Origin of the sequence: Vibrio azureus, from assembly GCF_002849855.1 — a bacterium.
GTDB lineage: Bacteria > Pseudomonadota > Gammaproteobacteria > Enterobacterales > Vibrionaceae > Vibrio > Vibrio azureus.
This window is the reverse complement of the sequence record NZ_CP018616.1, coordinates 430,636-442,106: the sequence shown is the minus strand read 5'-3', so window position 1 is coordinate 442,106 and position 11,471 is coordinate 430,636. Positions and strand designations below refer to the sequence as shown.

Annotated in this window: 9 protein-coding genes; all 9 read right to left on the bottom strand. The window is 45.3% G+C overall.

Annotation, left to right across the window (positions count from 1 at the left end; genetic code table 11):
* Positions 1–147: 147 nt before the first annotated feature.
* The 9 genes from murC to ftsL all read right to left on the bottom strand — a co-directional run bounded on the left by murC (position 148) and on the right by ftsL (position 11,469).
* Positions 148–1,611 carry a UDP-N-acetylmuramate--L-alanine ligase gene (murC, locus tag BS333_RS02180; protein WP_021709894.1) on the bottom strand — a complete coding sequence of 488 codons (1,464 nt, stop codon included), beginning with the start codon at positions 1,609–1,611 and terminating at the stop codon, positions 148–150.
* A 21-nt stretch (positions 1,612–1,632) separates the two neighbouring features.
* Positions 1,633–2,700 (bottom strand): undecaprenyldiphospho-muramoylpentapeptide beta-N-acetylglucosaminyltransferase, encoded by a 1,068-nt coding sequence (gene murG, locus BS333_RS02175; RefSeq protein ID WP_021709893.1) that lies wholly within the window; start codon positions 2,698–2,700, stop codon positions 1,633–1,635.
* Positions 2,687–3,883 (bottom strand): cell division protein FtsW, encoded by a 1,197-nt coding sequence (gene ftsW / locus BS333_RS02170; RefSeq protein ID WP_021709892.1) that lies wholly within the window; start codon positions 3,881–3,883, stop codon positions 2,687–2,689. The genes murG and ftsW overlap by 14 nt, the downstream gene beginning before the upstream one ends.
* Positions 3,884–3,900: 17 nt before the next feature.
* Positions 3,901–5,214, bottom strand: coding sequence for a UDP-N-acetylmuramoyl-L-alanine--D-glutamate ligase (murD, locus tag BS333_RS02165; RefSeq protein ID WP_021709891.1), 1,314 nt, complete (start codon positions 5,212–5,214; stop codon positions 3,901–3,903).
* Between the two features lie 37 nt (positions 5,215–5,251).
* Entirely contained in the window at positions 5,252–6,334 is a 1,083-nt protein-coding gene (gene mraY, locus BS333_RS02160) for a phospho-N-acetylmuramoyl-pentapeptide-transferase (protein WP_021709890.1), read from the bottom strand.
* Positions 6,334–7,698 carry a UDP-N-acetylmuramoyl-tripeptide--D-alanyl-D-alanine ligase gene (locus BS333_RS02155; RefSeq protein WP_021709889.1) on the bottom strand — a complete coding sequence of 455 codons (1,365 nt, stop codon included), beginning with the start codon at positions 7,696–7,698 and terminating at the stop codon, positions 6,334–6,336. The genes mraY and BS333_RS02155 overlap by 1 nt, the downstream gene beginning before the upstream one ends.
* Positions 7,695–9,176, bottom strand: a complete 1,482-nt coding sequence (murE, locus tag BS333_RS02150) for a UDP-N-acetylmuramoyl-L-alanyl-D-glutamate--2,6-diaminopimelate ligase (protein ID WP_021709888.1) — start codon at positions 9,174–9,176, stop codon at positions 7,695–7,697. The genes BS333_RS02155 and murE overlap by 4 nt, the downstream gene beginning before the upstream one ends.
* Before the next feature lie 170 nt (positions 9,177–9,346).
* Positions 9,347–11,155 carry a penicillin-binding transpeptidase domain-containing protein gene (locus tag BS333_RS02145; RefSeq protein WP_021709887.1) on the bottom strand — a complete coding sequence of 603 codons (1,809 nt, stop codon included), beginning with the start codon at positions 11,153–11,155 and terminating at the stop codon, positions 9,347–9,349.
* Positions 11,152–11,469, bottom strand: coding sequence for a cell division protein FtsL (gene ftsL / locus BS333_RS02140; RefSeq protein ID WP_021709886.1), 318 nt, complete (start codon positions 11,467–11,469; stop codon positions 11,152–11,154). Before ftsL ends, BS333_RS02145 begins: the two co-directional genes overlap by 4 nt.
* Positions 11,470–11,471 lie beyond the last annotated feature (2 nt).

Here is an 11,471-nt window from a genome sequence, read left to right as displayed (position 1 = left end):
CCCACCAGAAAGAGCATTGATCTTAACTTTCAAATTATACTGAGCTGTTTAAAACTAGCAATTATTGATAACAATAAATCGCAACGTAATCCGCGTAAATCTTAATTACTGTTACTTTTTAGCTTTTGCGTCTCGCTGTTCATTCAGTTAGTGATTAACACGCATGTTTTCAATGTTTAGCTCAAGTGCAGCAAGTTTCTTTGCAACCTTACTTATATCACCAGCACCTTGCGTTAAAATCAAGTCACCATCTTTAATAACGTTAGCTAAAACTGAAGGTAATTGCTCAATTTCAGGTACAAAAATTGGATCAACTTGACCACGACTGCGAATCGTACGGCATAATGCACGTCCATCAGCACCAGAAATAGGTTTTTCCCCTGCAGCATAAACATCCAACATAATTAAGACATCAACCTGTTGTAAGACATTAGCGAAATCATCGTAGAGGTCTCGAGTTCGGCTGTAGCGATGTGGCTGAAATATCATCACTAGACGTTTATCTTGCCAACCACTTCTTGCTGCATCAATCGTAACACCAACTTCTGTTGGGTGGTGACCATAATCATCTACCAGCATTGCGTGGCCATTACCGGTATCAAACTCACCAAGATGATCAAATCTACGCCCAGTGCCTTCCGTTCCAGCCATCGCCGCTAAAATCGCCTCATCACTGATATCATCTTCCGTTGCTACCGCAATCGCCGCAGAAGCATTTAGAGCATTATGGCGACCGGGGATATTTAGGGTGATATTGAGATCCGCACAGCCTTGACGAACCACGGTAAACTTACCTTGTTGACCTTCTTGGCGGTAGTTTTTAATTTGTACATCCGCATCTTCAGAAAAACCATAGGTGATCACCTGACGACTGATTCGTGGAATCAATTCGCGAATCACAGGATCATCAATACATACAATCGCTTGGCCGTAAAATGGTAGGTTGTGAAGGAAATCAATGAAAGTTTGCTTCAGGGTTTCAAAATCACCACCGTAAGTATCCATATGATCCGCTTCAATATTCGTTACGATGCTCACCATTGGTTGCAAGTGTAAGAATGAAGCGTCACTTTCGTCGGCTTCAGCAATCAAAATACGACTAGAGCCTAAACGGGCATTCGTACCCGCGCTTTTCACCAAACCACCATTTACAAAGGTTGGATCAAGACCGGCCTCTGAATAAATTTGCGTAACCAAAGCCGTCGTAGTCGTTTTTCCATGCGTACCTGCGACAGCAATACCATGACGAAAACGCATTAATTCAGCGAGCATTTCAGCGCGACGAACAATAGGAATGCGCATCTCTCTTGCAGCCATGACTTCTGGGTTTTCTTCATTGATCGCCGTTGATACAACAACAACGCTGGCCTTCGCAACATTGCTGGTTTGATGGCCGATGTAAACCGTCGCCCCTTTTGACACTAAACGTTCAGTAGTCGGGTTTTCAGCGAGATCAGAACCAGTAATTTGATAGCCTTCATTTAAAAGTACTTCCGCAATGCCACTCATTCCAGCACCACCGATTCCAATAAAGTGAATCGATTTCACGCGGCGCATTTCAGGGACCATTGCTCGAATCTGAGCCAAATCTTGTGTATGTTGGATAGTCATTACTCTATTCTCAATAATTTGTTAACGCTGTGCTGTTAAAGCAATAATGGCTTGTGCTACTTTTTCGTCAGCATTCAGTTTTGCTGCTTGACGCGCACATTCCGCCATAGATAACAGTGCGTTACGATCCAGTTGTTGGATCTGCTGAGTCAAAGACTCAACGGTTAAATCCGGTTGTTCTATCATCTTGGCAGCACCACACTCAACAAGATGATCGGCATTCAAGGCTTGTTGGCGATCTTTGTGCATAAAAGGGACAAAAATTGCGCCTAAGCCTGCCGCTGAGATTTCAGATACCGTCAAGGCACCTGAACGACAAACGACAAGGTCAGCCCAAGCATATGCTTGCGCGACATCGTCAATAAATTCGGTAACTTGCGCATCGATCACCCCACAAGTTTGATAAGCAGCTTGCACGTCTTCAACGGCACCTTTACCTGCTTGATGACGAATACAATAGTCAGAGCCCAGAGTAGTCATCACTTTCGGCAAGGTTTGGTTAAGGATTCTCGCCCCTTGACTGCCCCCCATAACCAAAATTCGAATCGGTCCGTTCCTTTCTTCCATCCGTCGCTTCGGCTCTTCCAATGTAACGACATCTTGACGTACAGGGTTGCCGACTACTTCAGCATTAGGAAAAGCACCAGGAAAAGCTTGGAAAACCTTTTTTGCGATCTTCGCTAGCCACTGATTGGTGAGCCCCGCCACTGCATTTTGCTCATGCAGTACAACAGGGATACCACTGAGCCATGCAGCAATGCCTCCAGGGCCGCTCACATAGCCGCCCATTCCCAGCACTGCATCGGGTTGCCAACGTTTGATGTGAGCACGCGCTTGGAAAATCGCATTCACTATTTGTGCTGGAGCCGCTATTAAGCGCTTGATTCCTTGACCTCGAAGACCTTTCACTTTGATGAAGTCGATATCAATACCATGCTTGGGGACCAAGTCTGCTTCCATTCTATCCGCGGTGCCTAACCAACGGATTTCCCAGCCCTGTTCTTGTAACTGCTTGGCAACCGCCAGCCCTGGAAATACGTGACCACCAGTTCCACCAGCCATCACCATTAAACGTTTATTTTTCTTCATGATCTTTTTGTTCTAGCTGTTCCTGAAGCCGTTTCAGACGGCATTCGTGATCAATTCGCAGCAAAATAGACACTGCCACAGACATAATAATAAGACTCGAACCACCGTAGCTGATCAAGGGTAAGGTAAGGCCTTTTGTTGGTACCATACCTGCCGCAGCACCTACGTTGACCAACGTTTGAAATGCGAACCAAATACCTATTCCAAAAGCAAGATAACCACCGAATGTTTCATGTTGTTCGAAAGCTCGCTTACCGATATAAATCGCTTTAAGAACTAAACTGAAGATCAGCAATAGGACGAGCACAACCCCAACAAAACCTAATTCTTCGGCTAACACAGCAAACACGAAGTCAGTATGTGCTTCAGGTAGGTATTCGAGTTTTTGAATCGAATTTCCCAGCCCTTGCCCGAACCATTCGCCTCGGCCAAATGCCATAAGAGATTGTGTTAATTGATAACCACTACCGAAAGGGTCTTCCCAAGGGTCAAGGAAAGAGGTTACGCGTCGTATGCGGTAAGGCTCAACTAAAATCAAGCCAATCACGGCAGCAATCCCGGCACACATTAGAGCCAAAAACTGAGTAAGCTTAGCACCCGCGATAAATAACATACCAAACAGAGTCACCAGCATCACAACGACAGTCCCTAAATCAGGCTGGCCGAGCAGCAACAATGCAAAAAAAGCAAACACCATAATTGGCTTCATAAAGCCGCCAAAAAAGGTTTGTCTGACCTCGTCTTGTTTACGCACCAAGTAACTGGACATAAACACAAATAATGAAAGCTTTGCAATTTCCGCTGGCTGTAAATTAAACAAACCGAGAGGAATCCAGCGAGAGGCACCATTAACGGATTTACCTGCCAGCAGAACAACGATCAACAAGCCAAAAGAGAGCCATAACAAGTAAGGGCTTTTTTTAAACCACTGCTGTAATGGCACTTGAACTACAACCGTAGATACGATGATTGCGAGGAATAAAAACGAGGCATGACGAAACATAAAATGGAATGGTTGTTCGGTCAGTCTCGAGCTGATCGGGAAAGAGGCCGAGGTTACCATCACTAAGCCGGTTAACATCAAACCAAAAGCAATCCATACGAGCTGTCGATCAAAAAGGACCGTTGGTGCTGGCTGCTTAAACCATAGACCAATGCTGCGTTTAACGTGACCTAACCCCACAACAACATCATCCTTATTTACGCATACTTCTCAGCAAGTGTCGCAAAAGCGTCTCCTCTTGCCATAAAATTATCAAACTGATCGAAACTTGAGCAAGCGGGAGACAACATAACCATATCACCGGATACCGTTTGCTCTGAAATCCATTTGACCACCTCTTCCAGAGTGTCAAAACGACGGGCTGAAGAGTGCAAGGGCATAAAACTGTCACCATCAACGCCAAAGCAGCACAACTGCAAATTTAAGTGTGCGAAAATAGGACCAAGGTGGGACACATCCGCGCCTTTATCTATTCCTCCAACAATGAGGAACAAACGGCCGCTCGATTGCAAACCGGACAACGCTGCGATAGTACTGGCGACATTCGTCGCTTTGGAATCATTGACCCATTTCACTCCATTTTTGTCACTCACGACCTGGCATCGATGAGTCAAACCAGAATACTTCCTGAGTGCATCGAGGGCTTTGGTATAATCAATGTCGACCGCTTGCAGTAAGGCAAAAACCACTAAGGCATTGGCAAGGTTATGTCTTCCCACCAACTGAAGCTCATCACTGGCAATGATCCGTTTACCGTGATCAAGTAACCAAGTCCGCTCACCATCTAACTCAAGTCCAAACTCTTGGTTATCGTAACCAAATGAAACAATGGGTAAATCTCGCTCAGGGAAAGTTTCTCGATCGTCGCGATTAACAACAGCTAATGTTGCGTTATCAAAGATGCGTAACTTCGCCTGACGGTAATCCGTCATACCTTGATAACGATCCATATGATCTTCAGAAAGATTAAGGAAAGCCGCAGCTTTTAGTTTTAGGCTTGACGTCGTTTCCAATTGAAAACTCGACAGCTCTAATACGTACAAGTCAGCCTCTTGCTCCAACAAATCCAGTGCTGGCACACCAATATTACCACCTACCGCAACCTTTAAACCGGCTGCGTTTGCCATTACACCCGTTAAATCGGTCACGGTACTCTTACCATTAGAGCCAGTAATCGCAATAACGGGCTTTTGCACGGCCAAAGCAAACAACTCAATGTCCCCTACAACAGGTGTGCCTTTAGCAATCACCGCCTGTATTTCAGGAGTTGCAAGAGAAACACCCGGGTTTATCACCACTAAATCCGCTTGTTGCAGCCATGATTCATTCCAGCCACCGCAATGAAGGTCAATGTGCTTAGGCAATGCCTCACTTCCCGGAGGATGAGCTCTTGTATCGATAACATTGACATGGATGTTTGGTTGACTTTTGGTGAGGTGTTTAACGACAGAAAGCCCGGTAATACCGAGCCCTACGACGACAACCTGATGAATATTTTGCCAAGATTTCATTGCTTTAAGACACCATTGGTTATACTGCTATTGGATATTAACGTACTTTTAGAGTCGCCAGTCCGATCAAAACAAGAACCATGGAAATAATCCAAAAACGCACAATAACTCGTGGCTCCGGCCATCCCTTAAGTTCATAGTGATGATGTATCGGGGCCATGCGGAAAATACGCTGGCCACGCAATTTATACGAGCCCACTTGGAGTATCACGGATAGGGTTTCCATAACAAATACCCCTCCCATGATAACCAGTACTAATTCTTGACGAACCAAAACGGCAATCACGCCTAATGCACCACCAAGCGCGAGTGAACCCACATCCCCCATAAAAACTTGAGCTGGATAGGTGTTGAACCATAAGAAGCCAAGGCCAGCTCCTACAATCGCGGTGCAAACCACCACAAGTTCAGAAGCGTGTGGTAAATATGGAATGTGTAAATACTCAGAGAAGTTAACATTGCCCGTGGCCCACGAGATAACAGCAAAGCCTGCCGCAACAAGTACCGTCGGCATAATAGCCAAACCATCAAGGCCATCGGTCAAGTTCACTGCATTACTGGTACCAACAATCACAAAGTAAGTCAGTAAGATATACATCAAACCAAGTTGGGGCATGATATCTTTAAAAAACGGCACCACGAGCTGGGTTGCTGCGGTATCTTTACCATAAGCATAAAGAGCAAACGCCACAACCAGTGCGATCATCGACTGCCAAAAGTACTTCCAGCGTGCCACCAAACCATCGGTATTTTTGCGCACCACTTTACGATAATCATCCACAAAACCAACCGCAGCGTAGCCTAATAGAACCGCTAAAACTGCCCAAACATAAGGGTTGGACAAGTTGGCCCACAACAGGATAGTGATCGAAATCGCAGCAACAATCATGATGCCCCCCATTGTTGGGGTACCACGCTTACTGAAATGTGACTCAGGACCTTCATTACGCACGACCTGACCAATTTGCAACATTTGTAAACGTCGGATCATGATAGGCCCCATCCACAAAGAAAGGCCAAGTGCAGTTAAAACACTTAAAATTGCTCGAAAAGACAGGTATTCAAACAAGCGAAAAAAAGAAAAATATGGCTGTAGCAGCTCGGCAAGCCAAATAATCATCAATAATACTCCTTCAAAGCAGTCGCGACTTCAAACATACGTGCACCGTTCGCTCCTTTAACCAGAAGCGTGTTCAATTCTGGGCTGGTACGGTCTAAATACTGCTTGATGTAATCAATCATTGTTTTGTGTGTCTCAAAATGGATACCGTTGCACAGCTCACTAATGATCCTTGCATCTTCCCCATAAGTGAGAACATGTTCAAACTTTTGTGGAGCTGCATGTTCCCCGACTTGACGGTGAAGTGCAAGACTTTCCTTACCTAACTCCGCCATATTTCCTAAAATCAACCAACGTTGCCCCTGAAATGCTGCCAGTAAATCTATCGCTGCTTTCATCGCAGGAACACTCGCGTTGTAGCTGTCATCAATAAGTTTAATATTATCTGCTAATGTTTTAACTTCAACACGTCCTTTAACCTTGTTTAGATTTTTCAACCCTTGCTGAATTTGCTGCTCTGAAGCCCCCATATTTAAGGCAATAATCGATGCCGCAATGGCATTGGTAATATTATGTTGGCCAATTATCCCTAACGACAAAGGTACAATGTGAGACTGTTGCTGAATATGTAAGTCAAAGCTCGCTTCACCGTCTTCATTTAGGCTAATGTTTGACGCAAAGAAATCGGCCTCTGGGCTGTTTTGTGAAAAGGTTACTACCGTTTTATCCGCCAATACCTGCTGCCACTTATCGTTTCCTTGACTATCAAGATTAACAATCGCAACGCCTGCGGGAGCCAAACCTTGGTAGATTTCGCCTTTTGCTTGTTTAACACCATCAATTGAGCCAAAACCTTCCAAATGAGCGGCGGCAACATTGTTCACCAAAGCAATATCTGGCTGAACAAGCTGAGTAGTATAAGCAATTTCACCAATGTGGTTTGCGCCTAATTCAATGACGGCATAGTCATCATCAGGCTGTGAACGCAGCAAAGTCAAAGGAACACCAATATCATTGTTAAAGTTACCTGCTGTAAACAATACTTTGCCTTTTAATTGTAGAATGCTGGCAACCATCTCTTTTACGGTCGTCTTACCACAACTACCCGTAATCGCTACAGTGGGAGTTTGACATGCTTTGTGAACCCATGCTGCTAGTTGCCCTAAAGCGACTTTCGTATCTGCCACAACCACCTGTGGAACGTGGGTATCAATGCGTTTTTGTACCAATAAAGCACCAGCACCGGATTCGATTGCTTGTCGGAAAAAGTCATGAGCGTCGAAGCGCTCCCCAACTAAAGCGATAAAAAGTCCATTCGCTTCGATCGCTCGTGTATCGGTAGAAACCGCTTGAATCGAGAGGTCGTTGCCAATCAGTTCGCCGCTGGTGATATCAGCAATTTGAGAAAGCGTTACTGTGATCATGCTCCAATCCCTAATAATGTCATGGCTGACTCGCGGTCAGAATAATGAATGGTGCCCGTGTTGAGAATTTGGTAATCCTCATGGCCTTTCCCCGCAAGCAAGATAATATCTTGAGTTGAAGCCTGTTCCAATGCATAAGACAAGGCTTTAAAACGGTCATGCTGAACAACAGCACAACCAGGTTGAGTTAACCCTGACTGCATATCTCGCATGATTAGACTCGGGTCTTCGCTACGAGGATTATCGTCAGTTAACACGATTTTATCACTCAAACGCTCCGCAATTTCAGCCATCATAGGCCGCTTTCCTGCATCACGATCCCCACCACAACCGAAGATAACCCAAAGTTTTCCTTGGCAATGCACACGCAATGCTTGCAATGCTTTCTCTAGCGCATCAGGTGTATGGGCGTAATCCACCACGACTTTTGCAGTCTCGTCAGTTTGGAACAACTCCATACGGCCAAGAACAGGCTGTAATTGACTGGCCGTCGCCAGCAAATCTTGCTTGCTGAAACCTAAGCTCAGTAAGGTTGTAAGTGCCAACATCAGATTGGCCGCATTGAACTCACCAATCAAAGGGGCATGGAATTTTCCTACACCAAACTTGCCATCAAACTCAATCGTAATTCCAGATTCAGCATAAGTAATGTGGTTTGCATAGACACTTTGCGAAAACTCTGTTGTCGGTTTGAGTGACACTGCTAAAGCATTGGGGAGTTGCTTTGCCCATTCCGCTCCGACAACATCATCGACATTGATCACCGCATGACCACATTGATGTTCAGTAAACAAGGTTAACTTAGCGTTGGCGTACTCTTTCATTGTGCCATGGTAATCAAGATGATCTCGGCTCAAGTTGGTAAAGACACCAGCAGCGAATGAGAGCGCTTTCACTCGGCCTTGAATCAGACCATGGGAGGAAACTTCAAGTGCAGTGTAGTCGGCTTGTTGTTCAGACAACGACGATAATGTTTTTTGGATTTCAACTGCATTACCTGTGGTGTTCGCCGCCTGTTGTAAATTATCGAGAAAGCCATTACCCGTCGTTCCCATTACCGCCGCTTTTGAACCGACCAATTCTATCCATTGTGCTATGAGCTGAGTAATCGTCGTTTTACCGTTGGTTCCCGTGACCCCAATCAAGTCCATCGTAGGGTAAGAGTAAAGCTGGCCAGCAATATGAGATAAACGCTGATCAAGGGCATCAAGATAAACCACGGGCACACCCGCTATCATTTCAATCAGACCGTGCTGTTTGCTCTGACATGATTGAGCAATAACAGCGTTGCTCCCCTGCTCAATTGCGGTAGGAATAAATTTCCGGCCATCAACAACATGGCCTATTACAGCCACAAAGGTGGTACCGGCTTGAACTTTTCGGCTATCAAGCTCTAGGTCAGAAACGAAAACAGACGCTAAACTAGGGCAGTCAACCCAGTTAGATAGTAGCGCGTCCATACTGATGGCTTTAGTCATATTTTTTCTCTTATATTCCCAGTCTTTTGATCGTTTTTTTCAATAGATACTAGGGCCTGTTTCTCTTTCAAAGTTCAATTTTTCCGAGATAAAATCGCTCTAGGCAAAAGGCGCTTCCTAGTTATTCTCAGTAAAAACCCGCCCGAAAGGTCAACGGCCCCTCATACCCATTACTGGAATTTATTTTCGTCTGGTGCCACATTCAATATTTGCAGCGCGCCTTTCATGATCTCAGAAAAAACGGGCGATGCAACTGAGCCCCCATAGTAATCATCACCTTGTGGCTCATTGACCACCACAACCAGTGCTAAACGTGGATCACTGATCGGTGCGACACCCGCGGTATAGTTGATGTACTCATCACTATAACCACCAGCATTCGCTTTACGTGACGTTCCGGTTTTCGCTCCGACTCGATAACCCGCCACTGCAGCACGACGTGCTGAACCACCTTTTTGCGCGACCGTTTCAAGCATATCTAAAACTTGACGGGCGTGTTCTTGGCTGACAACTTGTCGTGACATATCATAGTCATGACTCTCAACAATATGCAGAGGTTCATAGCGACCTAAATTACCAAGTGTGGCGTATGCATGAGCGAGCTGGATAGGAGTGAGCGAAAGTCCGTAACCATAAGCAATCGTTGCCCGTTCGATCGGTGACCATCTGGAACGATTAGGGAAAATACCGGTCACCTCTCCAATCAAGTTAAGTCCTGACAGTTCACCTAAACCTACCGAACTATACAGCCCTAACAATGCTTCGACTGGCATTTGCATGGCTAATTTGGTCACGCCAATGTTACTGGATTTCTTCAATATCGTCGTTAAGCTCGCTTTGCCAACTTTAGATACATCACGAACACGACTGCCGCCTAGTTGAAGAATTCCATTGCCCGTATCAATAACCGTGTCCTTGTTGGCGATGCCATTTTCTAACGCTGCGAGAATAACAAATGGTTTAATCGTCGAGCCTGGCTCCATTGAGTCGGTAATAATGCGATTACGCATCTTATAACTTTGCCAGTCACTTCGATTATTTGGATTATAAGAAGGAGCATTGACCATCGCCAATACCGCTCCCGTTTTTACATCTAAGATAATCGCCGAACCGGAGGTTGCTCGATGGTCGGCAACCGCCTGCTTAATCGCGCGATAAGCCACAGCCTGAATGCGTTGATCGACCGTCAGTTGCAAGGGTTTTCCTTCTTGTTTCTCTTCTAAAGCAATATTTTCGACCACACGACCATGGCGATCTTTGCGGATCACTTTTTTGCCGGCTTCCCCTGTTAACCATTCATCATAACTGCGTTCTGTTCCTTCCAAGCCATGACCATCAATGCCAGTAACCCCGACAAGGTGTGCACTGACTTCCCCTGCAGGATAGTAACGACGCGATTCTGACTTCAAGCCAACACCGGGGATTTTCAGCTCACGAATATAATTGGCCATCGCAGGGCTAACTTGACGCTGGAGATAAATGAAGCGGCGTTTTTGGTTGTTTTTAATCTTATTGATCAGTTTTTGTCGATCTAAACCTAAAACATCAGCAAGTGCATACCAACGGTTGGTTTCTTCCAGAGCGCCTTCCTTAAAGATGGTCTTGGGATCGGCCCACACGGCTTCAACAGGAACGCTGACAGCAAGAGGTTCACCATTACGATCAGAGATAATACCTCGAGCAGATTGGAGCGATTTCACTCGTACCGAGCGCATATCACTTTGCTTGATCAAGTTATCTGGTTCAATAATCTGAATGTAAGCGACACGACCTACCAACAGAGCAAAGGCACAGAAAACAAAAAACAGCATGAGATGAAGACGCCAGCGAATCAGTAGCGAATCAGCCTGTTTTTCAGATATTATGTCAGGCTTTTTAACATCTTTAGCTGCTTGGGACTGATCCGCAGCAGCGGTTTTTTCTTTCGCTGCTGATTTGCGTCTTTTGTTCTGTTTAGATTTGTTTTTTTTTCCGATCATTTTAGCGTAATAACCACTTCTTTATCGCCATCAGGACGCTTCATCTCTAGCTCCTTTTTCGCTAAATCTTGAACTCTGCTGTGTTCAGCAAGCGCCGTTTCTTCCAGCATGAGATTGCGCCATTCGCTATCCAATCGCTCTCGTTCAACCAACGTATGATCTTTCTCTGTGATCGCTTGGCGGGCATGGTGAGTGGCAAACACAACGCCCATTGCTGAAGAAAATATTAATATCATTAACAATAATGACCAACGACCAACAGTGATTAGATCCATTGCAATCAACTTAGCAAGGTTAGGAGTAGGTTTTGTCATAA

Bases quoted from the DNA above. Each gene is read 5' to 3' on its own strand.
- murC (WP_021709894.1), bottom strand. From the start codon at position 1,611: ATGACTATCCAACATACACAAGATTTGGCTCAGATTCGAGCAATGGTC.
- murG (WP_021709893.1), bottom strand. From the start codon at position 2,700: ATGAAGAAAAATAAACGTTTAATGGTGATGGCTGGTGGAACTGGTGGT.
- murD (WP_021709891.1), bottom strand. From the start codon at position 5,214: ATGAAATCTTGGCAAAATATTCATCAGGTTGTCGTCGTAGGGCTCGGT.
- mraY (WP_021709890.1), bottom strand. From the start codon at position 6,334: ATGATTATTTGGCTTGCCGAGCTGCTACAGCCATATTTTTCTTTTTTT.
- BS333_RS02155 (WP_021709889.1), bottom strand. From the start codon at position 7,698: ATGATCACAGTAACGCTTTCTCAAATTGCTGATATCACCAGCGGCGAA.
- murE (WP_021709888.1), bottom strand. From the start codon at position 9,176: ATGACTAAAGCCATCAGTATGGACGCGCTACTATCTAACTGGGTTGAC.
- BS333_RS02145 (WP_021709887.1), bottom strand. From the start codon at position 11,155: ATGATCGGAAAAAAAAACAAATCTAAACAGAACAAAAGACGCAAATCA.
- ftsL (WP_021709886.1), bottom strand. From the start codon at position 11,469: ATGACAAAACCTACTCCTAACCTTGCTAAGTTGATTGCAATGGATCTA.